This window comes from Ruegeria sp. CDSC079, assembly GCF_059610505.1.
Genome location: NZ_JBXWNT010000003.1, coordinates 174,137 through 199,733, shown reverse-complemented (window position 1 = coordinate 199,733; position 25,597 = coordinate 174,137). Strand labels below are relative to the sequence as shown.

The window sequence follows — 25,597 nt, the reverse complement described above, 5'->3', positions numbered from 1 at the left end:
TTAATCCTTATCGCGGTTGTCGATGACGCGCTTCGCCTTGCCCTGAGAGCGTTCGACGTCGCCCGGCTCACCTACAACAATTTCTGTTGAAACTCCAACGATGTCCTTGATGCGTTTGGTCAGCATCCGGGCGGCCGCCGTCTTGGACATTTCATCGGTAGATCCCGGAGAGGCTTCGACAAAGACCCGCATGGCATCCATCCGGCCGGATTTATACAGCTCGACCTGGTAATAAGGCGCAAGGCCTCCGGTCGCCATGACCTGTTCCTCGATTTGGCTGGGAAAGACATTGACGCCGCGCAGGATCATCATGTCGTCGCTGCGGCCGGTGATCTTGGCCATGCGACGCATGGAACGGGCCGTTCCGGGCAGCAGGCAGGTCAGATCGCGCGTGCGATAGCGGATCATCGGCAGCCCTTCTTTGGTCAGGGTGGTAAAGACCAGCTCACCAGTTTCACCGTCGGGCAGTACTTCGCCGGTGGCGGGGTCGATGATTTCTGGCAGAAAGTGATCTTCCCAGATCACAGGGCCATCCTTGGTTTCGACGCATTCGCTGGCAACGCCGGGCCCCATGATTTCCGACAGGCCATAGATGTCGACCGCGTGCATGTCGAATGCAGCCTCGATTTCCGAGCGCATCGCGTCGGTCCAGGGCTCCGCGCCGAAGATACCAACCTTCAGAGAGCTTTCGCGCGGATCAAGGCCCACCTTATGGAATTGTTCGAGGATGTTGAGCATGTAGGATGGGGTCACCATGATCCCATCGGGTTGAAAATCTGTGATCAAACCAACCTGTTTTTCGGTTTGCCCGCCACCCATCGGAACCACGGTCGCCTCCAGACGTTCGATGCCGTAATGCGCGCCCAGACCCCCGGTGAACAGGCCATAGCCATAAGCGTTATGCACGATATCGCCCTTGCGCAGACCTGCGGCCCGCAGCGACCGGGCACCCAGATCGGCCCAGTTGTCGATATCGCCTTTGGTATAGCCCACAACGGTTGGCTTGCCGGTTGTCCCGGATGAGGCATGCAGCCGAACCAGTTGGCTGCGCGGCACGGCGAACATGCCGAACGGGTAGTTGTCACGCAGGTCGTTCTTGTAGGTGAATGGAAATTTCGAAAGGTCAGATAACTGTTGCAGGTCATCTGGATGCACGCCGGCATCGTCGAAGCGCTGGGTGTATATCGGCACGTTTTCGTAAGCGTGACGCAGGGACCATTTCAGACGCTCCAACTGGGTGGCGCGGATTTCGTCAACCGAGGCGATCTCGATCGGGTCCAGGTCAGCTTTGTTAGGGGACAGGTCCTCCATCGCGTTACTCCTTCGATCGCGAAGCTATTCTTGAAAATTCGTGCCACCAATCGCGCGGGACATGCCGCGGAATTCGGCGACCACGTTGCTGTCTTGATTGGTGACGCGCACGTCATAGATGCCGCTGCGGCCCGTAACCGAGACCTCGGTCGCGGTGGCCGTCAGGCGATCCCCCAGCTTGCCGGGGGCGAGATAGCTCATCATCGTGTGCTGGCCAACGGTCGCGTGATTACGGCTGTTGCAGGCAAAGGCGAAGGCGCTGTCGGCCAGGGCATGGGTCACGCCGCCATGGCACATGCCGTGCCCATTACAGTGATGCGCAACGACGGTCAGCGCCAGAACTGCGCAGCCTTCGTCCACCTCGACAAGCTCCATGCCAAACCATTTGCTGGCTTCGTCACTCGCCCACATCGCAGCGGCTGATTTGTTGGCACGTTCCTTTGGTGTCATCGTCATTTACCCTGAAAATTGGGCGCGCGCTTTTCAAGAAAGCTGGACACGCCCTCGGCATAATCCGCGCTTTCGCCGCAGATTTTCATCGCATCAGCCTCGAACTCCAGATGATCGGACAAAGAGGTCGTCGCCGCTGCTTGGATACAGTGTTTGGTCTTGCCCAACCCAAGGGTCGGGCCATTGGCCAGTTGATCAGCCAGCGTACGAGCCTCTGCCAATAGCTGATCGTCGGGTATGGCTTTCCAGATCAGGCCCCAGTCTTCGGCCTGTTTGGCGGGCAGCGGCCGTGCGGTAAAGGCCAGCCCTTTGGCGCGCGCCTCGCCCAAAAGGCGGGGCAGGTGCCAGCTGCCGCCAGTGTCTGGGATCAGGCCGACCTTGGAAAAGCTCTGGATGAATTTCGCGCTTTCCGCTGCCAGAACCATGTCGCAGGCCAGTGCCAGATTGGCCCCGGCGCCGGCAGCGACACCATTCACCGCGCAGATGACAGGGAAGTTCAGCGACCGGATCAGCCGCACTAGGGGGGCATAGAAACTGCGGACGGTCTTGCCCAGATCCGGCGGCCCGTCCATATTTGACGGATTGCGGTCGCCAAGGTCCTGGCCGGCACAAAAGCCTCGCCCGGCGCCCGTCAGCAGCACTGCCCGCGCGCCTGTATCGCGCGCGGAATTCAAGGCAGTCTGAAGCGCATGATGCATGTCTTCGTTGAACGAATTCAGCTTGTCTGGACGGTTCAACGTAATCTCGACCCAGTTCCCGTGATTTTCTACAAGAATCGTATCGCTCATCACTGCCTCTGCCGGTATCGTTTCAACTTTATGATTGCATTAACCGAACGGTTGGTCAATATATAAACGCAAGCCGAATCTGAGCAAATCAAAGGGATGGGTTATGGCAAAATCGCCGGTGGTGAGCGTTGAGCGGAAGGGTGACGTTGCCTGGGTAACGATCAACAATCCGCCAGTGAACGCGACATCCGCTGCGGTGCGTCAGGGGTTGGCCGACGCGGTAGGTGCCATCAAAGGCGCGCGCGTGGCTGTCCTGCGATGTGCGGGTAAAACCTTTGTTGCCGGTGGCGATATGTCAGAGTTCGACGCCCCACCGGTTGAGCCACATCTGCCTGACGTAGTACAGATGATCGAAGACAGCGAGGTCCCCTTTATCGCCTGCATGCACGGCACCGTTCTGGGCGGCGGGTTCGAGGTTGCGATGGGCTGCGCTTGGCGCATTGCCGCGCCGGGTACCAGATTTGGTCTGCCAGAGGTCAATGTCGGCCTGATCCCCGGGGCAGGGGGCACGCAACGCATTCCCCGTCTGGTCGGGATGGAGGCCGCGATTGACTTGGCCTGCCGGGGCAAGATCCTGTCTGCAGAAACATTACAGGGGCTGGGTGGCCTTGATCTTGTCGCTGAACAGCCTGAGGCTGCCGTTCAGGCCTTTGCGGCCAACCTGCCGCAGCGACCAGTGCCAGTCAGTCAGCGTAGCCTCACCAGCTTTGCACCGGACCTGATAGAGGTTTCGCGCGCGGAACTTTTGAAACGGTCAAAGGGTCAGCAGTCTCCGCTGGAAAATCTGACGGCATTGGGGTGGGCAACCGAACCCTTTGCCGATGCCTTGCCAAAAGAGCGCGTCCGCCATTTGGCCCTGCGCCAAGGTGCCGAAAGCCGAGCCCTTCGCCATGCTTTCTTTGCCGAACGGAGCGTGTCCAAACCTTCTTTGATCAGAGGCGTAACCCCGCGCGACATCAGCCGTATCGCGGTGGTCGGCGGCGGTCTGATGGGTGCCGGGATTGCAACCGCCGCCCTGAATGGGGGGTTTTCTGTCACGTTGATTGAGCAGAACGCCGAAGCCGCCGCGGCGGCCTTGGGGCGTGTTAAGGGCCTGCTCGAAGGCGCTGCCAAACGGGGAAAGCTGACTGAGGCGCAGATGCAGAGCCGCCTGAGCGCCTTTCGCGCCGTTGACAGCTATGCCGACGCACGGGGTGCGCAACTGGCCATTGAGGCGGTGTTCGAGGACATATCTGTCAAACAGCAGGTTTTCGCGGAACTCGCCCGGCATATGGACACAAACGCAATTCTTGCCACCAACACATCTTATCTGGATCCAAACCAGATTTTCGCCGGTATCGACAGTCCGGCCCGCTGTATAGGTCTACATTTCTTCAGCCCGGCCCATGTCATGAAACTGCTTGAAATAGTACATACCGGGCATTCGGACCCAGAGGTCATCGCCACCGGATTTGCGTTTGGCAAAAAGCTGGGCAAAGTAGCGGTCCTATCGGGCATTTGCGATGGCTTTATCGGCAATCGCATGCTGGCCGCCTATCGGCGCGAGGCTGATTATCTTCTGGCAGATGGTGCGCTGCCTTATCAAGTGGATCAGGCCATGCGCGACTTTGGTATGCCCATGGGTCCGTACGAATTGCAGGATCTGACCGGTCTTCAGATCTCATGGGCCAATCGCAAGCGCAATGCCGCAACACGCCCACCGGATGAGCGCTATGTCTCTGTGGCCGACCAGCTTTGCGAGATGGAGCGTTTCGGGCAGCGGTCCGGAAAAGGCTGGTATCGTTATGATGACGGCGACCGTACGCCGATCCGTGATACACAGGTCGAGGCTTTGATCGAAGCCAACTCGGCTGAACATGGCATCACCCGGCGCGCGTTTACGAGCACCGAGATTTCGTCCCGTTTGATGGCGGTACTTGCGAATGAGGGCGCATTGATCATCGAAGAGGGTATCGCCGAAAACGCGATGGCCGTGGATATGGTCCAGATCCATGGCTACGGATTCCCGCGCTGGCGCGGGGGGCCGATGAACTATCGGGATGAAATTGGGGCGCAGCTGTCGCGGGGAATAATGGAGACCGTCGCCTCTGAAAGCCCCGGGTCTTGGAGGATTGCGGGGCAGACCACATCACCATGACTATTGATGGTTACAAAACGGACTATTAACGCAGATTCAATGTATGTTTCAGAGGGAGGAGACAAAACCATGAAATTCAACAGTTTGAGCACGCTATTGGCCTCAGCCGCCTTGGCCGTTTCGGGCACCGTGGCGCTGGCCGCAGATTATACGCTGACCATATCCAGCTGGGCGCCGCCGACCCACGGTATCAACGCGAAGATGTGGCCAAAATTCGTGGAAATGGTTGAAGAGGCCACAGACGGTCAGGTCACCGCCGAACTGAAGTTGGGCATCGCGCCGCCACCAGCACAGATGGATCTGATCATGGATGGCGCGGCGGATGCCTCGATCATTTTCCACGGCTACCAGCCGGGGCGCTTTGTCACCACAAAGATGATAGAACTGCCCGGATATGAAGGCTCGGCAGAGGCCGCATCGGTCGCCTATTGGCGCACCTATGACGCACATCTCAAGGCCGCGGACGAGCATCGCGGCGTGAAAGTGATCGCCCTGCATACGCATGGTCCGGCGCAGCTGCACTCCAGCAGCGCGGTGACCACGCTGGATGAAGTGTCGGGCCTCAAGGTCCGTATCCCGGGTGGGGTTGGCGGTGACGTCGGCACAGCGCTTGGCGCGACCGGCATCCAGGTGCCTGCACCGAAGGTCTATGAAACCCTTGCTTCGAAAGCAGCCGATGGCGTTGTCATGCCGTTTGAATCCCGCAAGGGTTTTAAGCTGACCGAGGTTGCCCAGAACGTTTACGAGGTTCCGGGCGGTCTGTATCGCGGGTCGTTCGCCTTTATCATGAACGAAGAAACGTTTGCCGACCTGCCCCCTGAGCTGCAGCAGGCGCTGGAGGAGAATGTGTTTGGTGAACCGCTGAGCCGCGAAATCGGCAAGATCTGGGACGAGATCGACGGGATCGGCCGCGAGGCGACCGAAGCCACAGAGGGCAACGCAATCAACGCGGCCTCGGCGGAAGATCTGGAAAAGTTCAACGCGATCGCCGTTGATGTCCGCGCCAAGGTGATTGACGAGGTCAACGGCACCGGTGTTGACGCACAGGCGGCCTATGACATGATCGTAAATGAAATGGCTGCCCAGTAACGCAGTCCGGCTGGCGGGGTCTCTTCGCCAGCCAAATTCACCAGCCGGGACCCAATCATGCAATCTCTCGTGACTTTTGCGCGTCGCGTCAGCATCGCTCCGACGCTGCTGGCCTGTATCGCGCTGTTCATCCTGATGGTGATGACCTTTTTTGACGTCATCCTGCGGTCTGTCTTCAACGCCCCGATTGAGGCGGCGACAGAGCTGACACGTATTCTCATGGCGATCATGGTGTTTTCGGTTCTGCCGATGATCTCAGCCGGAAAGGGTCAGATCGCCGTCGACCTGACGGACGGAGTTTTTTCCCGCTTGCGGCTGAGCCGAGCGCGTGACGCTGTTGTATATATTGTGTCGGGCGTGATGCTCATCTGGCCGATCAAACGCGTCTGGATTCTTGCCGAGCGCGCACGGGACTATGGCGATGTGACTGAATACCTGTCGATCCCGGTATTTTATGTCGGCTGGTTCATCGCCGGGTTCACTGCGATCACGGCCATGGCGATGATTGTCACGGGCCTGATTACTATCTTCTCCCCCCAATCCTTGTCGGAGACCTCTCAATGACCGCCGCACTTATCGGTTTTGCCCTTGTTCTGGTGCTTGTACTGGTGCGTCTGCCTATCGTCTTCGCGATGGGTCTGGTTGGTACGCTTGGGTTCGCCTACGAACGTGGCGGCAGCATCTTTTCGGAGCGCGGCTTGAAGGCGGCGATGTCGATGGTGGGTCGCCAGATCACCGATACGGCACAGGATTACGGATTGTCGGTGGTGCCTCTGTTCATCCTGATGGGCCTGTTCGTGAACAAAGGCGGGCTCGCGCGCGAGCTTTATGCGGTATCCAATGCATTTCTCGGCCATTTCCGGGGCGGCATCGCCATGGCGACTGTCGCGGCCTGCGGCGGGTTCTCGGCAATTTGCGGGTCGTCTCTGGCGACAGCGGCCACCATGTCCAAGGTCGCGATGCCGGAAATGCGCCGGTATGGTTATGCGGATGAGCTTTCGACTGCGTCGATTGCAGCGGGTGGCACGCTTGGCATCCTGATCCCGCCCTCGGTGATCCTGGTCATATATGGCCTGCTGACGGAAACCTCGATTGGCAAACTGTTTGTTGCGGGCATTATCCCCGGTGTGCTTGGCATTCTGTTTTATCTTTTCGCGGTGCGCTGGACCGTCTGGCGCAAACCAGAGGCGGGACCGGCAGGCGAACGCCACGGTTGGGTCGAGCGCCTGAGGGCCTTGCGCTCGGTCTGGGCCGTGTTGCTGCTGTTCTTTCTGGTCATTGGCGGGCTTTATGGTGCCTTCGATTTTCAACCGCTGAACCTGACCTTCAGCCCGACCGAGGCGGCGGGGATGGGGGCCATGGGCGCCTTTTTGATTGCCTTGTCGCGCGGCGGGCTTAGCCTGGGTTCAACATTCGAGGTTTTGAAGGAAACCACGGCGACCTCTGCGGCCCTGTTCTCGGTCCTGATCGGGGCGCAGATATTTTCGAACTTCATCAACCTCGCCGGTTTGCCCGAAGCGCTGATCGCCATGGTCACAGCGTATGACGTTGCGCCCTTTGTGGTGATCCTGATGATCCTGGGCATCTACATCATTTTGGGGTGTGTTTTTGAATCCCTGTCGATGCTGCTGCTGACCGTGCCGATCTTTTTTCCTCTGGTCACATCGCTGGGATATGACCCGATCTGGTTCGGCATTGTAGTGGTCGTCGTCACCGAAATCAGCCTGATCACCCCGCCCGTGGGGCTGAACGTGTTCATTCTGAAGGGTGTGGTCGGGGATGTGTCGACCGGGACGATCTTCAGAGGCGTCACGCCGTTTTGGATCGCCGATATCTTCCGGCTGGCCCTGATCGTTCTGGTGCCCTGGCTTGTGCTGGTTCTGCCGGAACAGATGGGTGCGATGGGCCACTGATGTTTGCGCTGACCAAGCTGCCTGACGGGTTCCACGATGATCCCTATCCTACCTATAGGGCGCTGCGTGAAGATACGCCCGTCTGCCTGCAACCCGATGGGTCGGTGATCCTGTCACGACATCAGGATCTGGACATCATCTATCGGGACACAACGCGGTTCATTTCGGACAAGAAGGCCGTGTTTGGCCCCAAATACGGGGTGGATAGCCCATTGTTTGAACATCACACCACCAGTCTTGTGTTCAATGATCCGCCCCTGCACTCGCGTGTCCGCAAGGTGATGGTGGGCGCGATGAACCCGCGCGCTTTGGCGCAGATGGAGCCGGGTCTGATCGAACTTGTCGACGGGCTGTTGGATCAAATGCAGGCCAAGGGCACAGTTGAGTTGATCGAGGATTTTGCCGGGGCGATCCCGATCGAGATCATCGGCAACCTGCTGGGAATCCCTCGGTCCGAGCGTGAGCCGTTGCGTGAGTGGTCCTTGGCCATTCTCGGGGCGTTGGAACCGCAGCTGACGCCCGAGCAGGAAGATTGGGGCAACCGCGCAGTCCGCGAGTTCAAAGCCTTTCTGCGCGATATCATCGACGACCGCAGGGCCAACCCGGGCAACCCGGAGACCGATGTTTTGACCCGGTTGATACAGGATGACACCGAAGGCGGCCTGACCGAAGTTGAACTGTACCAGAACTGCATCTTCATTCTGAATGCCGGGCATGAGACCACAACAAACCTGATTGGCAACGCTTTGGATCTGTTGGACCGCCACAGGGATAAGCGGACCGAGCTGTTGGTTAATCCAGACCTGATTTTCACCGCAGTTGACGAGTTTCTGCGTCTGGAAAGCCCGAACCAGTTCGGCAATCGCCTGACCACTGAAGAGGTGGAATTTCACGGACATGTCATTCCAGCAGGAACCGATCTGCATCTTTGCATCGGCGCGGCCAACCGCGATCCGCGACAGTTTGATTGCCCCGACGACATGATGTTGGATCGCCGTCCCAACAAGCACCACGCGTTTGCGGGCGGACCGCATACTTGTGTTGGTCTGACCTTGGCCCGGATGGAAGGACGGGTTGCCATTAGCCGGTTTTTGAACCGGTTCCCTGATTACCAGATCACGGAAAGTGCTCAGCGTGGGGGGCGTATCCGGTTTCGGGGGTTCGCCCACCTGCCCGCGCAGGTTTGAACTAGCCGCGCTGCTTGTTCTGAAATTTATTGACCGACCGTACGGTTAATAATAAGATATCGCAAACGCCCCCGCGCGCTAGCCCTGCCGCGAGTAAGGAGAGACCTATGACGATCCAACAGATTTCAAGTTTTGCTGCGGGCGAGTGGATAGCGCCGGGGGCAGGTGCTCGCAACATCGCAAGCGCGGTGACGGGAGAGGTGATCGCAACAGCCGGAAACAACGCCTTGGACGTTCAGGGAATGCTGGATCATGCGCGCAATGTTGGTGGTCCTGCGCTGCGCAAGATGACGTTTCACCAGCGGGCCAAGATGCTCAAGGCGCTGTCTGTTCATCTGGGCAAGCACAAGCAGGCGATGTACGATCTGTCCTTCAATACCGGCGCAACCCAGGCGGATCATCTGATCGACATTGACGGCGGTATTGGCACGATGTTCGTCTTTGCCTCAAAAGGGCGGCGCGAGATGCCGGACGGGCATGTCTATCTGGATGGTGAGGTCGAGCAGCTTTCGCGCAATGGCACCTTTCTGGGGCAGCACATTTGTACACCCCTGCAAGGCGTGGCCGTCCATATCAACGCTTTCAACTTTCCGGTTTGGGGCATGCTGGAAAAGCTGGCGCCGACCCTGCTGGCGGGGGTTCCGGCCATCGTCAAACCGGCCACGAATTCCTGTTACGTGACCGAGCTGTGTGTTCGCCTGATGCTGGACTCGGGCATCTTGCCCAGCGGGGCGTTGCAGCTGGTGTCAGGCGGTTTGGGCGACATGCTGGATCACCTGACCCTGCAAGACGTGGTCAGCTTTACCGGCTCGGCGGATACGGCGCTGAAGCTGCGTGCGAACCCCGTAATCCTGGAAAATTCGGTCCGGTTCGTGGCGGAACAGGACAGCTTGAACTGCTCGGTCCTGGGCCCTGATGCCGCGCCGGGAACGCCCGAATTCGATCTGTTCGTCAAAGAGGTTCAGCGCGAGATGACCACTAAGGCGGGTCAGAAATGCACTGCCATCCGCAGGATCATCGCGCCCGAGCCGCATGTGCAGGCCGTTATTGAGGCGCTGTCCGCGCGTTTGGCAAAGACCACCATTGGGGATCCGAAACTGGAAACCACCCGAATGGGTGCGCTGGTCTCGGCCAGTCAGAAGCGCGATGTTTTGGAGAAGGCCGCGATTATAGGGCACGAGGCCGAGTGCGTCTTTGGCAATCCGGACGACTTCGTGGTCGATGGGGCCGATGCGGATAAGGGCGCCTTTCTGCCACCGATGCTGTTCCATTGCAGCGATCCCGATGCCGCGCAACGTGTGCATGATACCGAAGCCTTTGGGCCCGTCAGTACAATCATGGGCTATCGCGATACCGACCACGCGATTGAGCTGGCGAACCGAGGGCAGGGGTCTCTGGTGGCCTCAGTCATCACACATGATGCTGATGTTGCCCGCAAATTTGTTATGGGGGCAGGGGCCTATCATGGGCGGCTCTATTTCAACAACCGAGACTCGATGAAAGAATCCACAGGCCATGGCTCTCCTTTGCCGCATATGGTCCATGGCGGTCCCGGCCGTGCTGGCGGTGGCGAGGAAATGGGCGGTGTGCGCGGTGTGATGCATTATATGCAACGTACGGCGATTCAAGGATCGCCGGACATATTGACAGCTATTGGCGAGAGATGGGTGCCGGGTGCAGCCGAGGTCAATGCGCCAGCCCATCCATTTACACGCCGCTATCACGATCTGGCCATTGGTGAGACGATCCACACCGCACCGCGGACCGTGACCATGGAAGACATTGAACATTTCGCCGAATTCACCGGCGACATCTTCTATGCCCATATGGATCAGGCCGCAGCTGAGCGTAACCCGTTCTTTCCGGGCCGGGTCGCGCATGGATATCTTTTGCTGTCTTTCGCGGCGGGTCTTTTTGTGGAACCGAACGAGGGGCCGGTCCTGGCCAATACTGGGCTCGATAACCTGCGCTTTATGAAACCGGTAGAGGCAGGCGACAGCATCAAGGTGCGCCTGACGGTCAAAAAGAAAACCCGCCGCAATGATGAATATGGCGAGGTGCGCTGGCATGTCACCCTGACCCAACAAGATGATGAGCCTGTGGCCGAATATGAGCTGCTGACCATGGTGGCCTACTAAGATTCTTGGGCCGGATGGTAATTCGATCTGGCCCGATTATACTTGCCGTATGAAAGATTCAGCCCCTGATTGGTTTGAAACCTGCGTTAGCCATCTGACCTCTGAGGGTACGCAACGGGTGTGGTCCGTGCTGGTGACGATATTCGGTGATCTGGCGCAGGAAGAAACAGATCAAATAAGTGGTGCGGTGATCACCGCACTGACCAGCCTTGCCGGGATCAAGGCCGAAGCCACGCGTGTAGCCCTGCATCGGCTGCGCAAGGATGGCTGGATTGAAAGCACCCGCAAAGGGCGCAGCAGCTTTCACCGCCTGACCGCGTTTGGCCGTCATCAGAGTGTGACCGCCGCACCGCGTATCTATGCCAGGGAAACGCCGGAACCCGGCCTCTGGCATGTACTTATCGCCAGCAATTCGGACTCATCGCGCAAGGAATTGGCTGACCTGATGCTGACTGGGGACTACATCTCTCTCAATCCCGCAACGTCGATGGCTCCGGGTCAGGTTCCGGCGGGTCTTGAAGAGCTGATGGGCGTGGAAAGCAGCGCTATCTCTGTTCCTGGCTGGCTTCGGGATCTCTGCGGGCCAGAGGCGTTGAAAACCGCCTATGATCAGTTCTTGAGATCGACACAGATCATCGACCAAGAGATGCCGCCCGAGGGGGCGGGCGACCCGATGAAGACGGCCATTCTGCGTGTCCTGATCGTGCATAATTGGCGTCGTATTGTTCTGCGCCATCCCGCCTTTCCTGCAGCGTTTCTGCCCGCTGACTGGAAAGGCGCTACATGCCGGGCGGCTGTATCTCAGTTGTTGGAAAAACTGCCGCGCCCGGATTTAACATCCTTGGAAGCCGAGCTGGACAGCTAGGTTTTCTTTAGCGTCACCTATCTGATCCGCCCGATGCTGGTCATTCGGCGATCATTGCGGCGTTTCTCTCGCGCCAAATGTTACAGAAAAACTAAAAAAGAAAAAGAACTCGTAACATAAAGCTTGCCTCGAATCGATGGACGCCCTAAAAACCGACCATGCGGTCAATGATACGGATCAGCACCTACAGGAGAACTAAGTGATGGACGCATTCATTTGCGACGCGACGCGCACTCCGATTGGGCGATATGGGGGGGCTTTGTCGTCAGTCAGGACAGATGATCTGGCCGCGATTCCATTGGCCGCCCTGAAAGAGCGCAACCCGCAGGTTGATTGGGCCAGCGTTGATGATGTGATCTATGGCGATGCCAATCAGGCGGGTGAAAGCAACCGCAATGTGGCACGGATGGCGGCCTTGTTGGCTGGATTGCCGGTTGATGTGCCCGGAACAACAGTGAACCGATTGTGCGCCAGCGGAATGGATGCGGTCGGGATGGCGGCGCGGGGCATCAAGGCGGGCGATTATGATCTGGCTGTGGCCGGCGGCGTCGAAAGCATGTCGCGGGCGCCCTTTGTGATGCCCAAGGCGACCTCGGCCTTTACCCGCAGCAATGCGGTCTATGATACGACGATCGGCTGGCGCTTTGTGAACCCGAAGATGAAACAGGCCTATGGCATCGACTCGATGCCGCAAACGGCCGACAATGTGGCCGAAGACTTTGGTATCAGCCGCGATGACCAAGATGCTTTTGCGGCGCGCAGTCAGGCCCGATGGGCCGCCGCGCACGAGGCAGGTCTGTTCCGGGATGAAATCACCCCGGTCACGATCCCGCAACGCAAGGGCGATCCGATCATTGTCGATACGGATGAACATCCGCGCTCGGATGTGACCGTGGACAAACTGTCTGGTCTCAAAGGTGTCAACGGGTCGGACAAGACGGTGACCGCTGGCAACGCCTCGGGCGTCAATGATGGCGCTGCAGCCATTTTGATGGCCAATGAGGCGGCAGCGTCAAAGAACGGCCTGACCCCGATGGCCCGGGTCGTGGGCATGTCTGTCGCCGGGGTTGAGCCGCGTGTCATGGGCATTGGCCCGGTTCCGGCCAGTCGCAAAGTTTTGGCCCGCGCCGGGCTGAGCATCGAGCAAATGGACGTGATAGAGTTGAATGAGGCCTTCGCGTCCCAGGGTCTGGCGACACTGCGCGAACTGGGCCTGTCAGACGACGCGCCACAGGTGAACCCGAATGGGGGCGCGATTGCCATTGGCCACCCGTTGGGCATGTCCGGCGCAAGGTTGGTTATGACCGCGGCCTATCAGTTGCGGCGTACGGGCGGGCGATACGCGCTGTGCACCATGTGTGTCGGCGTCGGTCAGGGCGCAGCGCTTATTCTTGAACGCGTATAGGGGAGATGACGGGACATGTATGCTCAGATGGTTAAGTCCGAGGCGACACAGGAAGATCCTGCAAAGCTTGCTGCCTTTCAGGCGCGCATAGACGCTGACGAAAAGATCGAACCCAAGGATTGGATGCCCGAAGGCTATCGCAAGACGCTGATCCGCCAGATCGGCCAGCACGCCCATTCCGAAATCGTTGGGCAGCTGCCCGAGGCGAACTGGATCACGCGGGCGCCCACGCTGGAACGCAAGGCGATCCTGTTGGCCAAGGTTCAGGATGAGGCCGGGCATGGTCTGTACCTTTACTGCGCCGCCGAAACACTGGGTGTCAGCCGGGATGAGATCACCGAAATGCTGCTGGACGGGCGCATGAAATACTCGTCCATCTTCAACTATCCCACCCTGAACTGGGCTGATGTTGGTGCCGTTGGCTGGCTGGTGGATGGCGCCGCGATCATGAACCAGGTGCCGTTGCAGCGTACGTCCTACGGTCCGTATTCACGCGCCATGATCCGCATCTGCAAAGAAGAGAGCTTTCATCAGCGTCAGGGCTATGACGCCATCCGCAAGATGGCCGAAGGCACGCCGGAACAGAAACGAATGGCGCAGGACGCTTTGAACCGCTTTTGGTACCCATCGCTGATGATGTTTGGACCGTCCGACAAGGACTCGGTGCATTCGACGCAGTCGATGAAATGGAAGATCAAGATGAACACCAATGACGAGCTGCGTCAGAAATTCGTCGATCAGACTGTGCCACAGGCCGAGTATCTGGGCCTGACCATCCCTGACCCAAAGCTGAATTGGAACGACAATCGCGGCCATTATGATTTCTCAGAACCTGACTGGTCCGAGTTCTTCGATGTCATCAGTGGCAATGGCCCCTGCAACACCGACCGGCTGGCCGCCCGAAACCAAGCCTGGGACGACGGCAAATGGGTGCGCGACGGGCTGATGGCCCATGCCGAAAAGAAACGCTCTGGCACAGTGGCTGCCGAATAAGTCGACCCTGAGGAGGAAACCCGATGAAAAACGAATGGCCCCTGTGGGAAGTCTTTATCCGCGGTCAGCATGGTATGAGTCACCGTCACGTCGGCTCGTTGCATGCCCCTGACGCGGAGATGGCCATCAAGAACGCGCGCGATGTCTATACCCGCCGCAATGAAGGTGTGTCGATCTGGGTGGTCGAGGCGAATAATATCTCGGCCTCCTCGCCCAGCGACAAGGGCCCATTATACGAGCCCAGCGAAAGCAAGGTCTATCGTCACCCGACCTTTTTCGACATCCCCGATGAAGTGGGGGCCATGTGATGGACCGGGACGCGGCATTTGTGCAATTCCTTCTGCGGATGGGCGACAACGATCTGATCCTTGGCCATCGCGTCAGTGAATGGTGCGGCCATGCGCCGGTGCTGGAAGAGGATATCGCGCTGGCCAACACGGCCCTAGACCTGATCGGGCAAACCCAGATGTGGTTGGGTCTGGCGGGCGAGATCCAAGGCGGCAAAACTGCCGACGATCTGGCCTTTCTGCGCGACGCCTGGGATTTCCGGAACGTGCTGCTGGTTGAGGTTCCCAACGGGGATTTCGGTCGCACATTGATGCGACAGTTCCTGTTCGATGCATGGCATTCCATCATGCTGGGACGCTTGCTCAACTCTACGGATGACCGTGTCGCGGCCATTGCCGCGAAAACCAGCAAAGAGGTGGCATATCACCTGGAACGCTCGGGCGACACGGTGGTTGGTCTGGGGGACGGAACAGCGGAAAGCCACGCCCGGATGCAGTCGGCTCTGGACTACCTGTGGCCGTATGTCGGTGAGATGTTCACCAGCGACGAAGTTGACGCCGAGATGGTCGCGGCGGGCATTGCGCCGAACCCCGCGGATCTGCGCGCGGAGTTTGACGCTTTGGTGCAGCGGATCCTGTCCGAGGCGACCTTGACGATCCCGGAAGGCGCGTTTGCCCATAAAGGTGGGCGTGACGGGCGGATGCATACGGAACATCTGGGTCTTCTGTTGACACAGATGCAGTGGCTGCAACGCGCCTATCCCGAAGCAAGCTGGTAACGCCGATGGATCGGGCATCGACCAAACAAATCTGGGAATGGCTGGATGCTGTTCCTGACCCTGAAATTCCGGTGATTTCAGTGGTCGATCTTGGCATTGTGCGCGACGTGCAGTGGCAGGACGAGACGTTGAAGGTGACGGTCACTCCAACCTATTCCGGCTGTCCGGCAACATCCATTATCAGCCTGGATATCGAAACCGCCTTGCACGATCGCGGGATCAGTGACGTGCAGATTGAAACCAGCATCGCCCCGGCCTGGACCACCGACTGGCTCAGCGAAAAGGGCCGGGCACGGCTGGAAGACTATGGCATTGCCCCACCACAACCGGCGGGCGGCCCGGATCGCTGTCCACGCTGCGGCAGCAAAGCGGTCGAGAAGGTCAGCCAGTTCGGTTCGACCCCTTGCAAGGCGCATTGGCGATGCACCGACTGCCTGGAACCATTTGACTATTTCAAGTGCATCTGAGGAGGACCACCGGATGGCACGTTTCCACGACCTGAAAGTCACAGATATCCACAAAACCATTCGCGATGCGGTGGTGGTGACACTGGAACCTGTAAACGGCGCTGCGGATCAGTTCGATTTCACCGCCGGTCAGTACCTGACATTCCGCCGCAACTTTGACGGAGAAGAGCTGCGCCGGTCCTACTCGATCTGCGCGGGCAAGGACGAAGGCGTGCTGCAGGTTGGCATCAAACGGGTTGAGGGCGGCGCTTTTTCCGGCTGGGCGAATACTGAACTGAATATCGGCGATGTTGTCGAGGCCATGCCGCCGATGGGCAGCTTTCATACGCCGATGGATGCGGCTGCGCAAAAGCAATATCTGGGCTTTGCAGGGGGCTCGGGGATTACTCCGGTGCTGTCGATCCTCAAGACGACCCTCGCGCGGGAACCGCAATCGCGCTTTACCCTGATCTATGCCAATAAGGGTATCAACACGATCATGTTCCGCGAGGATCTCGAAGACCTCAAGAACCTCTATATGGGCCGCCTCAACGTGATCCACATTCTTGAGACAGACTCTCAAGAGATCGAGCTGTTCACAGGTCTGGTGACCCAGGAAAAATGCGCGCAGCTGTTCAAACATTGGGTCGATATCGACCATGTTGACACGGCGTTCATCTGCGGCCCGGAACCGATGATGCTGGGCATTGCTGCGGCGCTGCGCGAGCACGGTCTGGATGACGGCCAGATCAAGTTCGAGCTGTTCGCCAGCGCCCAGCCCGGGCGGGCCAGGGCCAAGCCGGTCTCGGCGGACGCAGCCACGCAAGGCAACCAAAGCAGCGCGTCGATCACGCTGGACGGATCCACCCAGACCGTGACCATACCCAAGGACCAGTCCATTCTTGAGGCCGCCCTGGCAAACGCTATGGATGCCCCGTTTGCCTGCAAGGCGGGTGTCTGTTCGACCTGCCGCTGCAAGGTGCTTGAGGGTGAGGTCGAGATGCTCGCCAATCACGCGCTGGAAGATTACGAAGTGGAAAAAGGCTATGTGCTAAGCTGCCAGGCCTATCCGGTAACAGACCGCGTGGTCGTCGATTACGACCGGTAGAAAGGGGGCAGATATGTCCGATTCAATGACACTCGACAGCTATCTGGCCGCAGGCGGTGTTCTGACCAACCCATCGAATGTGCCGCCTCGCTATCGGGCCGAGCTGATGAAGCTGATGGCGACATTTGTCGACAGTGAACTGGCCGGGGCTGCCGGGTTTGCCGACATCATCAATCAGGGGCCGGGGATCAAAGAACGGATCGCCGCCGCAAAGATCGTGCTGGAAAAGTCAGATCACGCAAATTGTGTTCTCAGCATAATGGGCGAATTTGGCGCAGATACCGAACGCTATGCCAATCACCATCCTTGGACCATGCGCTTGTCGCGGGATGCGGATATCGGGGCCACCCGGTCCGAGCATGACATGCGTCTGGCGGTGTTCAACTATCCGCTGTCCGGCTGGACAGACGCTGTGGTCATGAATCTGCTGATGAGCCGCGCGGTGGCCGAACAACTGGCCGAGAATTCCACCATCTCGTATCAGCCTCTGGCCGAAGCCTTCCGAACCATCGCCCCGGTCGAGGCGCATCATGGCGAGCTGGCGTTGGAAGGGGCGGTCAAACTGATCGAGAACGGTGCGGCGGACGACATGCAGCACTCGGTCACTTACTGGTGGCCTCGGGTTGCGGTGTCCTTCGGCGGCGATGACCCGAAACGGTTCGAGCTGTTGAAATCAATGGGCCTGCGTCGCAACACAAACAGCGCATTGCAGGACCGTTGGGGCCAGACAATGGCTGCAACTCTGGCAACGCTTGGCCTCAAATCGCCTGCTTGAACGAAAGCGCCCTAGGCGGACACCCTTCTCGCTCTATCCAAAGAGCCGTCCGAACTGAGGGTTGAGGTCCTCAATGCCGGCCAATCGAAGCATATGCCAGGCAAGCGCCTGATTACTGGAAATGACTGGAATCCCGATCTTTTCTTCTGCCTGAACAATGACGTCAAGGCATCGCAGGTTCGTGCAAGAGACAATGACAGCATCGCAGGGCGCTTGAGCCGCGACCTTTTCAATAGCGTCAAGGATCGACCCTTCTGTGATCCGCGCAACAACGCGATCATTTCCTTCCTCGAACGACCCGAAACCTGCGATTTCGAAACCGGCCTGTTCCAGCTTTGTGCGCATCCCAGCGGAAACTTCGGGAATATAGGGGGTGACGAAGCCCAATCGTCGGGCTCCTAAATGCTGACCGGCAGCGATGATTGCCGCCAACGGATCTGTCACACGTGCATCCGGGCAGACCGTCTTTATCACCTTGGCCACATTCTCGGACCCGATCACGGTCGAGGCCGAGGTACAGCCAAATCCGATTGCATCAAAGCTGAGCGATGGTGGCAAAAGCCGTGCCGTCGCAGGTAAGTCCTGTTCCATCCGCGCCAGTGTGTCGGGTCGGATTTCGGGCACCATCGGAATCCGGCTGTGATAGAGCGCGACACCAGCTAGGCGCATGATCCGAGAGAATTCGTTCTCTAACGTCTCGTCAGTCTCAAGAACAATCACACCTAGATTGGCGCGGGTGCCAATGCCTTCGTCTGTTTCGAAATCAAGCTTCATGATTGGCCTCAGATGATTGGTAGTTCGGGCGCGGCGCGTTTGGTCAAAAGCTCTGCCCCACTTGCACGTATGACGATGTTCTCTTCGTGCACCATGACCCGACCGTCGCCATAGCCAAGCGATGGTTCAAGGGTCAGTACCATATTTTCGGTGATCTCAGTTGTATCCCAACTGGTGTGCGAGGGCCATTCGGTCAGCTGCATGCCAAGCCCATGACCCAGCCTGCCGACGTCACCACCCTGATCGTCGAGCTCAGCGATCACCTTCTGCATCGCTTGAAACAATTCTCGGCAAGTCGCTCCGGGGCGAGCTGCGGCGATCCCGGCCTCAGTCGCGCGCCAAAGAACATCATATGCACGGCGTGAGGCGTCATCGGCGCGGCCAATGGCCCAATTACGATCGAAGTCGCAAAAATACCCGTCCCAGTTGGCCCCCGTGTCGAGCATCAGCACATCGCCGCGCGCCAGCGGGCGGCGCGACGGGGGCGAGATGACGTCGTGATAGCCACCCGTATCCGCACCGCCGACCAAATACGGAACATCATCGGCACCCTGCGCCAGCCCTTCGCGCCGAAAGGAGCGGAAAACATCCTCAAGCGGCTGCCCTTCGCGGGCGATTTCGGGCACCCGCTCAAATGTGCGCGACCCGATGGCGCAGATATAGGTGAGTTTTTCGATCTCGGCATCGGATTTCACCATTCGCAAGCCTCGGACGATCTCGGTCGCGTCAGTGATCTTTAGCCCATTCAGGCCCGAGATCAGCCGCTCATAATCGCCAAGGGGCATCCGTAAATGGGTTTCGTGGCCCTTCATCAGGCCAACAGTCTCGCCGCGGCTGGCAAGCGGCGCCAGCAGATCGGTCAACAGCCCAATACCGTCATCCTTTGGTGCAGGTGCGCCCCAGGTGCGGATATCTGTGACCCAGGTTCGCCGCATAAGGTCTGCGCCGATCTCAGGGATGATTGCGATGGGCTTGCCGGATGCCGGGATGAACAGGAACCATGGGCGGGTCGGGCTTTGCCAAAACAGTGTGTGGAACCCGCTGAAATAGCGCACATCCGGTTCAGTTGTCAGCAATATGCCCGCCATACCGGTTTCGGCCATCTTTGTCTGCGCCGCTGCGGTACGCGTTGCGAATTCTTGTTGGTCAAAACCACGTCGTGGGGCGTTCATGACTTTTGATCCTTTCGCAGGGGCAACCGGTCCTGAACCAATCGGACCCAGAATTCAGCTCCGATCGGCAGCAGTTCATCATTGAAATCATAGTCAGAAGCATGAAGCGGTTGGCCATGTGGCCCGGTCTCGCCATTGCCCAGCAAAAGGAAACATCCTGGCACGGCGGCCGAAAACTGGGCGAAATCCTCTGAAAAACTCATCGGCTGCCGATCCTTGATCAGGTCACAACCGGCGGCTTCGGCGGCGCGATATACCGCAAGGGCCGGGGTGGGGGCGTTGATGGTCTCGACGAACTGCGTATCAAAGCTGACCGATGCTTGAATGCCATGTGCTGCCGCAATCCCTTCGGTGATCTGGCGCATGAAACTTTCGATGGCGTTGCGGTCTTCGGGCGATCTGGCGCGAAAATCTCCTTTGAGAGTGGCGTTGCCCGGCAAGACGTTTCGCTGGCCGTCCGTCAGGAATTCGGTCACGGACACTACCGCGCCAGAGGCGGGCGCAAGCTTTCGTGCCACCACGGTCTGCAATGCCACCACAATCTCGGACCCTACGGTAATTGCATCAACGCCGGTTTGTGGCATCGAGGCATGACCGCCCTGGCCTTTAACCGTGATCTCGAACAGGGTTTCACTGTTACAGATAATACCGGCGCGGGTCGAAATCTGACCGGTTGGAGCGCCTGGCAAATTGTGGATTGCATAGATTTCTTCGACCGGAAATTGCTCTAGCACACCGTCGTCGATCATCGCGCGCGCGCCCAGGCCGTGCTCTTCGTTTGGCTGGAATAGAAAAACAACCGTACCGTCAAAGGTAGGATCTTTCGCCAGACGCTCTGCCGCCCCAAGCAGCATGGTTGTATGACCATCGTGGCCACAAGCATGCATCACACCGGGTGAGGTCGAGACATAGTCATGGGACGAGGTTTCGGTGATTGGAAGCGCATCCATGTCTGCACGCAGGCCAATGGCTTTGTTGCCACCGCCGGATCGAAGCACACCGACAACGCCAGCGCCTTCGTGCACTTCGATCCCAAGGGCGCACAGCCGTTCAGCGACAACCGACTTGGTCCGCGTCTCTTGAAAGCCCAGTTCCGGGTGCCTGTGCAAATCCCGCCGAAGCGCGATCATACGGTTTTCTAAATCGCTCATTTCTTCATCCGCGTGTGAGTTGCATCGGTTCTACAGGATAGGGCTGCGTGTTTCGCATCAAATTTCCGACCCTAAAGCAGAAAAAATTGCACAAAAGCGCCAAGTTCAGATCGGAAGTTCCAGACCAATCTTTGTACGGTCCATCGCGACGGATGTGCGAAATCTGCGGACATTCGAGTTGTCGAAAAACAAGCGATGGGTCAGGTCCTCGAAATCCTCCATGTCCTGCGCGACGCAGATAAGAACAAAGTCGGCATCACCGGTCACATAATAGCATTGCTGAACTTGCGGCTCGTTCCTGGCGCGTTTTCGGAACAGATCGAGTTGCTGAAGCGATTCCCGGTCAAGTTCGACCAGAACAATGAAGGTCATCTTATAGTCAAAGCGCGACGGGTTGAGCACCGCGACCTCTTTCAGGATCAGCCCGGAATCTCGCAACCGCTTGAGCCGCCGCTGCACCGAGGGAACTGAAAGACTGCATTCTTGCGCCAGCTGTTCCAGCCCGATTCGACAATCCCTTTGTAGGGTTCTGAGGATTATCGTGTCTGCATCATCAAGTTGTTGGTTCATGAAAAATCCTCGCGATGGAAGAGGCAGGTTTGAAACATATTATCGAGATTAGGGTCAAATACGATAAATAGAAATAGGTCGGTCATGCACAATCTCTGCACATGGAAAAAGCGGATGAAAAATACATGACAGCGACCGACGACCTAAGCTTCGCCCCGGATTTCGTCCGTGCGCAGGAGTTTTTTCAGGGGCAAGAGACCTATGCTGTATCGCCGCTGATTGAAATCACGGGGCCGGATGGTCAGAGCATTCTGGCCAAGAACGAGACAGAGCGTATGGGGCTTGGCGCCTTCAAAGCTTTGGGGGCACCCTATGCGGTTGCACGCCTTCTCGAGGATGCATGGCACGAGAATACCGGTGAAACGCTCTCCTTCACGCGGATGAAGGATGCCGATTTTCGAGAATTCGCATCTGGCCACACATTCGTCTGCGCAAGTGCAGGCAACCACGGAATGGGCGTTGCGGCTGGGGCACGGGCGATGGGCGCAAAGGCGCGAATTCATCTGGCGCAGACCGTACCGCAAGGGTTCGGCGACCGTCTTAGAACCTTCGGTGCCGAGGTTGTCCGTTCGGGCGATGTTTATGACGAAAGCGTCGCCGCCGCTATTGCTGACGCCAAAACCACCGGTGCCACGCTTTTGGCCGACGGAACCTGGCCTGGTTACACCGAGATTCCGAAACTGGTGATGGAGGGCTATTGCGTCATCGCCGAAGAGTTGCGCGCGCGGTTCGAGGCCTCGGGGCAGTGGCCTACGCATGTCTATCTGCAGGCCGGTGTCGGTGGGTTGGCCGCCGCAATGTCGCATATGATCCGTCTGAACTGGGCGGAACAGCCTGAACTGATCGTTGTCGAACCCGGCGCTGCGTCCTGTTTGCGGGCCAGTCACTTGGCCGGACGGGCCACCCGCAGCGATGGGCCGGATTCGAATATGGGTCGGCTTGACTGCAAGGCACCGTCGATCGTGGCCTGGGATGTGCTCGAGCGCTGCGGCGTGAGCTACGAAACCCTTTCCGAAGAAGAAGGCCAGGCAGCCGCAGAAGCTGTCACAGCACTTGGAATCGCGACCACGCCGTCAGGCGCGGCCGGTTACGGCGCCCTGTGCAAGAGAACCAACCAACAGGCGAGGACGCAGGAAATACGTCCTCTTGTCATCATCTCAGAAGGGCTCGCATGAGCGGGCAAGAAAGGACTAACAGAATGACATCCATCTTTAGCAAGCTGATTACCTCGGCGGTTTTCGCGGCAGGTCTGTCGACTGCTGCCTTTGCGGACACCTGGAAATTCGCCTCGGAAGAGGACAAAGGCGACGTACAGGATATCTTTGCACAGGCCTTCGCCGAAAGTGTCAAAGAGCAGTCCAATGGCGACATCAAAGTGCGCATCTACTACTATGGTCAGTTGGGTACCGAGAACGATATTGTCGAGCTGACATCTAAGGGTACGGTCCAGTTCGTATCTGTTGGCACCGGTCATCTTGGATCTTATGTGCCCGAGGTACAGGTTCTTGATCTGCCCTATGTTCTGGGCGGTGATATCGACGTGATCCGCGAGGTTCTGACCACCAGCCCGACCATCTATGAAGACCTCAGCGAGAAATTCGAGAAGGTGAACCTCAAGCTGCTCACTATGATCTCGGAAGGCGACATGGCCTGGGGCGCCAACAAGGCGATCCGCAGCCCGGCGGATTTTGAAGGCCAGAAAATCCGTACCTTCACCTCGACCATTCCGGTGGAAACCTTCAAGGCGTTTGGCGCTAACCCGACTCCTTTGTCCTGGGGCGAGGTCTATGGCGCGCTGCAGTTGAAGACCGTCGATGGCATGGTGAACCCGATCTATTTCATCTACAACGCCAAGTGGCATGAGGTTCAGGATTACCTGATCTTCCCGGGCCAGCTTCCTTACGTCGGCACCGTTTCCACCAACAGTGAATGGTTCAACGGTCTGCCCGCGGATCAGCAAGAGATGGTCAAGAACGCCATCGCCGAGGGCGAGCAGGCTGCGCATGATTATCAGATCAAGATCAATCTGGAAAACATGGACAAGATCAAGGCAGAGCGCCCCGATCTGCAGGTCATTGTCCTGACCGAGGATGAGCGCGCCGTCTTTGAAGCCCAAAGTGCCACATTGCATGAAACCTTCTTTGATGTGGTCGAAAACGCCTATGACGACGCCGAGAAACCTGCGGCGCGCGAACAGGCCCAGAAAATCCTGGCCGGTCTGCTCAACGAGGTGAGCAATGCGTCGCAATAAACGCTGACACTACTGAAGGGCGCGGCGTCTGATCCAGGCGTCGCGCCTTTCATTTACGGCACGCTGAGGGGGCGGGCCGAGGGAGGGAAAGTCATGAAAAGCGCATTGGTCGCCCTGAACAAGGGCACCGAATTCATCGAGAAATTCGTCATCATTCTGGCCATTCTGCTGATGATGATAAATTCAACCGCAAACGCCATTGGCCGCTATGCCTTTGGAAAAAGCCTGTTCTTTTCCGAAGAGCTGAACCAGTTTCTGATTGTCAGCGTGACCTTCTTTGGATTTGCCTATGCGGTTCGCAAAGGTCGGAACATTCGCATGACGGCGGTTTATGACACGCTGTCCCGCCGGTCCAAAAAGGTGATCCTCACGCTGATCTCGATCACTACCAGCATGCTGCTGGCCTTTTTGGCCTATAAGTCCGTGTTCTACGTTCTTGAGATCAAAGAGCTGAACCGTCTGAGCCCGGCGCTGCAGTTTCCGGTCTATATCATCTACTCGGTGATCCCGGTCGGCCTGTTTATGGCCAGCCTGCAATATCTGATCGCATTCATCATGAATGTCACTCATGTCGGCATCTGGCACTCGTACGAGGTCGAGGACAATGACGCAGTGGATGTAGGAGTCTGAGATGCCCGGATTCCTTGATTTCCTTGGCGATGTCATAGCTGGTGAGCTGGATATCTATGTCATCACCTTTGCTCTGGTCGTGGCGATGGTGGTTCTGCTGTTCCTCAGCTACCCGATGGTTGTTCCGCTAGCGGTTGCCACGCTGATTGGCCTTGTTCATTTCTCGCAAAGCGATACTGGCGTCATCATCCAGCAGATGGTCACTGGCATTTCGCCAAACGCGCTGATCGCTGTGCCGATGTTCATATTCGCCGCCGATATCATGGCGAGAGGTCATACGGCCAACAATCTGCTGGGGTTGATCGAAGCCTTTGTCGGTCACCGCCGGGCCGGATTGCCGATCACGGCCTGCATCAGTTGCACATTGTTCGGCTCGGTTTCGGGTTCGACTCAGGCGACCGTGGTTTCGATTGGTCAGATCATGCGGCCAAAGCTGCTGAAGGCCGGTTACAAGGACAGTTTTGTCATGGCGTTGATCATCAATGCCAGCGACATCGCCTTCCTTATCCCTCCAAGCATCGGGATGATCCTATATGGCACGCTGGCCAATACCAGCGTGGGCGAGCTGTTCATTGCAGGAATTGGTCCGGGCGTTGTTCTGGCGCTGATGTTTTCGGTCTATTGCTATTTCTACAGCGTCCTGCAGGGCGATCTGATCGCGCGGGTGCCAAAGAAATCCGGGGCCGAGCGGCGCGCAGCGTTTCGCAAGGCCATACTGCCGCTTGGTTTCCCGGTCCTGATCGTCGGCGGTATCTACACCGGCGCAGTGACCCCGACCGAAGCAGCCTCGTTTTCGGTGCTTTATGCGCTGATCGTCGAATGCGTGATTTATCGGGAACTGAAACTCAACGACGTTTTGGATTCTGCTCTCAGTACAGGATTGATTACGGCGGTTGTGTTCATCCTTGTCGGGATCGGTCAGGCGTTCTCCTGGTATATTTCCTTCGAACAGATCCCACAGGGCCTGTTAGAGCCGCTGAACCTGGAAGGCGCGTCGCAGGAATACATCCTGTTCATCATAGCGCTGTGCTTCTTCGTAGGATGTATGTTCGTCGACTCGCTGGTCGTGCTTGTCATCCTTACGCCAATCTTCGTTCCGATCGTGGATGCCTCGGGGATTGATCCGGTTCTTGTCGGGGTTATGGTGACGCTGCAGATGGCCATCGGATCAGCAACACCGCCGTTTGGCTGCGATATCTTCACCGCAATCGCGATTTTCAACAGACCTTATCTTGAGGTGATCCGGGGCACTTTGCCGTTCTTCGCGATCCTGGCGCTGATGACGGCTATGCTGATCTACTTCCCGGGTATCGCGCTGTTCCTCAGGGATCTGGCGGCGTTTTGACAAAATGAATGACGGATGGCCGGTTGTTTTGAA

At 58.0% G+C, this 25,597-nt stretch carries 25 protein-coding genes; 18 read left to right on the top strand and 7 right to left on the bottom strand.

Annotation, left to right across the window (positions count from 1 at the left end):
• Genes paaK through paaG form a run of 3 tightly spaced genes read right to left on the bottom strand, consistent with a single transcriptional unit; the run spans position 1 to position 2,549 of the window.
• On the bottom strand, positions 1–1,311 hold the full coding sequence (paaK, locus tag AC2FIC_RS06770) for a phenylacetate--CoA ligase PaaK (protein ID WP_142639891.1): 1,311 nt from the start codon (positions 1,309–1,311) through the stop codon (positions 1–3).
• Between the two features lie 24 nt (positions 1,312–1,335).
• Entirely contained in the window at positions 1,336–1,761 is a 426-nt protein-coding gene (gene paaI, locus AC2FIC_RS06765; protein ID WP_496691633.1) for a hydroxyphenylacetyl-CoA thioesterase PaaI, read from the bottom strand.
• A 2-nt stretch (positions 1,762–1,763) separates the two neighbouring features.
• Complete coding sequence (paaG, locus tag AC2FIC_RS06760; protein WP_496691525.1) at positions 1,764–2,549, bottom strand: 2-(1,2-epoxy-1,2-dihydrophenyl)acetyl-CoA isomerase PaaG; 786 nt, start codon at positions 2,547–2,549, stop codon at positions 1,764–1,766.
• A 103-nt stretch (positions 2,550–2,652) separates the two neighbouring features.
• Between paaG and AC2FIC_RS06755 the strand changes: the two genes are divergently transcribed.
• From AC2FIC_RS06755 to AC2FIC_RS06690, 14 genes are all read left to right on the top strand, one after another.
• A complete protein-coding gene (locus AC2FIC_RS06755; protein WP_496691526.1) occupies positions 2,653–4,686 on the top strand; it encodes an FAD-dependent oxidoreductase in 2,034 nt (677 codons plus the stop codon).
• A gap of 69 nt (positions 4,687–4,755) precedes the next feature.
• The gene (locus AC2FIC_RS06750; RefSeq protein ID WP_271949076.1) at positions 4,756–5,775 is read left to right on the top strand and encodes a TRAP transporter substrate-binding protein; all 1,020 of its coding nucleotides are present in this window, start codon (positions 4,756–4,758) and stop codon (positions 5,773–5,775) included.
• 57 nt (positions 5,776–5,832) lie between these two features.
• On the top strand, positions 5,833–6,339 hold the full coding sequence (locus tag AC2FIC_RS06745) for a TRAP transporter small permease (protein WP_496691527.1): 507 nt from the start codon (positions 5,833–5,835) through the stop codon (positions 6,337–6,339).
• The gene (locus AC2FIC_RS06740; protein ID WP_496691528.1) at positions 6,336–7,688 is read left to right on the top strand and encodes a TRAP transporter large permease; all 1,353 of its coding nucleotides are present in this window, start codon (positions 6,336–6,338) and stop codon (positions 7,686–7,688) included. The genes AC2FIC_RS06745 and AC2FIC_RS06740 overlap by 4 nt, the downstream gene beginning before the upstream one ends.
• Positions 7,688–8,875 carry a cytochrome P450 gene (locus tag AC2FIC_RS06735; RefSeq protein ID WP_496691529.1) on the top strand — a complete coding sequence of 396 codons (1,188 nt, stop codon included), beginning with the start codon at positions 7,688–7,690 and terminating at the stop codon, positions 8,873–8,875. The genes AC2FIC_RS06740 and AC2FIC_RS06735 overlap by 1 nt, the downstream gene beginning before the upstream one ends.
• Before the next feature lie 107 nt (positions 8,876–8,982).
• Positions 8,983–11,013: a phenylacetic acid degradation bifunctional protein PaaZ gene (gene paaZ / locus AC2FIC_RS06730; RefSeq protein WP_496691530.1), complete on the top strand. Its 2,031-nt coding sequence runs from the start codon at positions 8,983–8,985 to the stop codon at positions 11,011–11,013.
• 49 nt (positions 11,014–11,062) lie between these two features.
• The gene (locus AC2FIC_RS06725) at positions 11,063–11,878 is read left to right on the top strand and encodes a PaaX family transcriptional regulator C-terminal domain-containing protein (RefSeq protein WP_496691531.1); all 816 of its coding nucleotides are present in this window, start codon (positions 11,063–11,065) and stop codon (positions 11,876–11,878) included.
• Between the two features lie 202 nt (positions 11,879–12,080).
• Positions 12,081–13,283: a 3-oxoadipyl-CoA thiolase gene (gene pcaF / locus AC2FIC_RS06720; RefSeq protein WP_496691532.1), complete on the top strand. Its 1,203-nt coding sequence runs from the start codon at positions 12,081–12,083 to the stop codon at positions 13,281–13,283.
• Between the two features lie 15 nt (positions 13,284–13,298).
• Positions 13,299–14,276 carry a 1,2-phenylacetyl-CoA epoxidase subunit PaaA gene (gene paaA / locus AC2FIC_RS06715; protein ID WP_496691533.1) on the top strand — a complete coding sequence of 326 codons (978 nt, stop codon included), beginning with the start codon at positions 13,299–13,301 and terminating at the stop codon, positions 14,274–14,276.
• Between the two features lie 23 nt (positions 14,277–14,299).
• Complete coding sequence (gene paaB / locus AC2FIC_RS06710; RefSeq protein WP_142639870.1) at positions 14,300–14,584, top strand: 1,2-phenylacetyl-CoA epoxidase subunit PaaB; 285 nt, start codon at positions 14,300–14,302, stop codon at positions 14,582–14,584.
• A complete protein-coding gene (gene paaC / locus AC2FIC_RS06705) occupies positions 14,584–15,342 on the top strand; it encodes a 1,2-phenylacetyl-CoA epoxidase subunit PaaC (RefSeq protein ID WP_496691534.1) in 759 nt (252 codons plus the stop codon). Before paaB ends, paaC begins: the two co-directional genes overlap by 1 nt.
• Before the next feature lie 5 nt (positions 15,343–15,347).
• Complete coding sequence (gene paaD, locus AC2FIC_RS06700; protein WP_142639942.1) at positions 15,348–15,809, top strand: 1,2-phenylacetyl-CoA epoxidase subunit PaaD; 462 nt, start codon at positions 15,348–15,350, stop codon at positions 15,807–15,809.
• A 13-nt stretch (positions 15,810–15,822) separates the two neighbouring features.
• Positions 15,823–16,896, top strand: coding sequence for a 2Fe-2S iron-sulfur cluster-binding protein (locus tag AC2FIC_RS06695; RefSeq protein WP_496691535.1), 1,074 nt, complete (start codon positions 15,823–15,825; stop codon positions 16,894–16,896).
• A 13-nt stretch (positions 16,897–16,909) separates the two neighbouring features.
• The gene (locus tag AC2FIC_RS06690; protein ID WP_496691536.1) at positions 16,910–17,671 is read left to right on the top strand and encodes a Phenylacetic acid catabolic protein; all 762 of its coding nucleotides are present in this window, start codon (positions 16,910–16,912) and stop codon (positions 17,669–17,671) included.
• Between the two features lie 33 nt (positions 17,672–17,704).
• On the opposite strand, the gene AC2FIC_RS06685 is transcribed toward AC2FIC_RS06690, so the two are convergent.
• The 4 genes from AC2FIC_RS06685 to AC2FIC_RS06670 all read right to left on the bottom strand — a co-directional run bounded on the left by AC2FIC_RS06685 (position 17,705) and on the right by AC2FIC_RS06670 (position 21,338).
• Positions 17,705–18,445, bottom strand: a complete 741-nt coding sequence (locus tag AC2FIC_RS06685; protein ID WP_271949047.1) for a maleate cis-trans isomerase family protein — start codon at positions 18,443–18,445, stop codon at positions 17,705–17,707.
• Positions 18,446–18,453: 8 nt separating this feature from the next.
• Entirely contained in the window at positions 18,454–19,617 is a 1,164-nt protein-coding gene (locus tag AC2FIC_RS06680) for a M24 family metallopeptidase (protein ID WP_496691537.1), read from the bottom strand.
• Positions 19,614–20,768, bottom strand: a complete 1,155-nt coding sequence (locus tag AC2FIC_RS06675; protein WP_496691538.1) for an amidohydrolase — start codon at positions 20,766–20,768, stop codon at positions 19,614–19,616. The genes AC2FIC_RS06680 and AC2FIC_RS06675 overlap by 4 nt, the downstream gene beginning before the upstream one ends.
• A 105-nt stretch (positions 20,769–20,873) precedes the next feature.
• Complete coding sequence (locus AC2FIC_RS06670; protein WP_271949042.1) at positions 20,874–21,338, bottom strand: Lrp/AsnC family transcriptional regulator; 465 nt, start codon at positions 21,336–21,338, stop codon at positions 20,874–20,876.
• A 125-nt stretch (positions 21,339–21,463) separates the two neighbouring features.
• On the opposite strand from AC2FIC_RS06670, the gene AC2FIC_RS06665 reads away from it, so the two are divergent.
• The 4 genes from AC2FIC_RS06665 (at position 21,464) to AC2FIC_RS06650 (ending at position 25,564) form a co-directional block, all read left to right on the top strand.
• A complete protein-coding gene (locus AC2FIC_RS06665) occupies positions 21,464–22,513 on the top strand; it encodes a pyridoxal-phosphate dependent enzyme (protein ID WP_496691539.1) in 1,050 nt (349 codons plus the stop codon).
• Between the two features lie 23 nt (positions 22,514–22,536).
• Entirely contained in the window at positions 22,537–23,589 is a 1,053-nt protein-coding gene (locus AC2FIC_RS06660) for a TRAP transporter substrate-binding protein (RefSeq protein WP_496691540.1), read from the top strand.
• Positions 23,590–23,682: 93 nt separating this feature from the next.
• Positions 23,683–24,219, top strand: a complete 537-nt coding sequence (locus AC2FIC_RS06655) for a TRAP transporter small permease (RefSeq protein WP_496691541.1) — start codon at positions 23,683–23,685, stop codon at positions 24,217–24,219.
• A 61-nt stretch (positions 24,220–24,280) separates the two neighbouring features.
• Complete coding sequence (locus AC2FIC_RS06650) at positions 24,281–25,564, top strand: TRAP transporter large permease (RefSeq protein ID WP_416383921.1); 1,284 nt, start codon at positions 24,281–24,283, stop codon at positions 25,562–25,564.
• Positions 25,565–25,597: the final 33 nt, after the last annotated feature.

What these genes read in the sequence shown, in the direction of transcription:
- pcaF (WP_496691532.1), top strand. Translation starts at nt 12,081, where the DNA reads ATGGACGCATTCATTTGCGACGCGACGCGCACTCCGATTGGGCGATAT.
- AC2FIC_RS06680 (WP_496691537.1), bottom strand. Translation starts at nt 19,617, where the DNA reads ATGAACGCCCCACGACGTGGTTTTGACCAACAAGAATTCGCAACGCGT.
- AC2FIC_RS06755 (WP_496691526.1), top strand. Translation starts at nt 2,653, where the DNA reads ATGGCAAAATCGCCGGTGGTGAGCGTTGAGCGGAAGGGTGACGTTGCC.
- paaA (WP_496691533.1), top strand. Translation starts at nt 13,299, where the DNA reads ATGTATGCTCAGATGGTTAAGTCCGAGGCGACACAGGAAGATCCTGCA.
- AC2FIC_RS06695 (WP_496691535.1), top strand. Translation starts at nt 15,823, where the DNA reads ATGGCACGTTTCCACGACCTGAAAGTCACAGATATCCACAAAACCATT.
- paaB (WP_142639870.1), top strand. Translation starts at nt 14,300, where the DNA reads ATGAAAAACGAATGGCCCCTGTGGGAAGTCTTTATCCGCGGTCAGCAT.
- AC2FIC_RS06665 (WP_496691539.1), top strand. Translation starts at nt 21,464, where the DNA reads ATGACAGCGACCGACGACCTAAGCTTCGCCCCGGATTTCGTCCGTGCG.
- AC2FIC_RS06735 (WP_496691529.1), top strand. Translation starts at nt 7,688, where the DNA reads ATGTTTGCGCTGACCAAGCTGCCTGACGGGTTCCACGATGATCCCTAT.
- AC2FIC_RS06745 (WP_496691527.1), top strand. Translation starts at nt 5,833, where the DNA reads ATGCAATCTCTCGTGACTTTTGCGCGTCGCGTCAGCATCGCTCCGACG.
- AC2FIC_RS06685 (WP_271949047.1), bottom strand. Translation starts at nt 18,445, where the DNA reads ATGAAGCTTGATTTCGAAACAGACGAAGGCATTGGCACCCGCGCCAAT.
- AC2FIC_RS06675 (WP_496691538.1), bottom strand. Translation starts at nt 20,768, where the DNA reads ATGAGCGATTTAGAAAACCGTATGATCGCGCTTCGGCGGGATTTGCAC.
- AC2FIC_RS06750 (WP_271949076.1), top strand. Translation starts at nt 4,756, where the DNA reads ATGAAATTCAACAGTTTGAGCACGCTATTGGCCTCAGCCGCCTTGGCC.
- paaK (WP_142639891.1), bottom strand. Translation starts at nt 1,311, where the DNA reads ATGGAGGACCTGTCCCCTAACAAAGCTGACCTGGACCCGATCGAGATC.
- paaZ (WP_496691530.1), top strand. Translation starts at nt 8,983, where the DNA reads ATGACGATCCAACAGATTTCAAGTTTTGCTGCGGGCGAGTGGATAGCG.
- AC2FIC_RS06655 (WP_496691541.1), top strand. Translation starts at nt 23,683, where the DNA reads ATGAAAAGCGCATTGGTCGCCCTGAACAAGGGCACCGAATTCATCGAG.
- AC2FIC_RS06690 (WP_496691536.1), top strand. Translation starts at nt 16,910, where the DNA reads ATGTCCGATTCAATGACACTCGACAGCTATCTGGCCGCAGGCGGTGTT.
- paaD (WP_142639942.1), top strand. Translation starts at nt 15,348, where the DNA reads ATGGATCGGGCATCGACCAAACAAATCTGGGAATGGCTGGATGCTGTT.
- AC2FIC_RS06660 (WP_496691540.1), top strand. Translation starts at nt 22,537, where the DNA reads ATGACATCCATCTTTAGCAAGCTGATTACCTCGGCGGTTTTCGCGGCA.
- AC2FIC_RS06670 (WP_271949042.1), bottom strand. Translation starts at nt 21,338, where the DNA reads ATGAACCAACAACTTGATGATGCAGACACGATAATCCTCAGAACCCTA.
- paaC (WP_496691534.1), top strand. Translation starts at nt 14,584, where the DNA reads ATGGACCGGGACGCGGCATTTGTGCAATTCCTTCTGCGGATGGGCGAC.
- AC2FIC_RS06725 (WP_496691531.1), top strand. Translation starts at nt 11,063, where the DNA reads ATGAAAGATTCAGCCCCTGATTGGTTTGAAACCTGCGTTAGCCATCTG.
- AC2FIC_RS06740 (WP_496691528.1), top strand. Translation starts at nt 6,336, where the DNA reads ATGACCGCCGCACTTATCGGTTTTGCCCTTGTTCTGGTGCTTGTACTG.
- paaG (WP_496691525.1), bottom strand. Translation starts at nt 2,549, where the DNA reads ATGAGCGATACGATTCTTGTAGAAAATCACGGGAACTGGGTCGAGATT.
- paaI (WP_496691633.1), bottom strand. Translation starts at nt 1,761, where the DNA reads ATGACACCAAAGGAACGTGCCAACAAATCAGCCGCTGCGATGTGGGCG.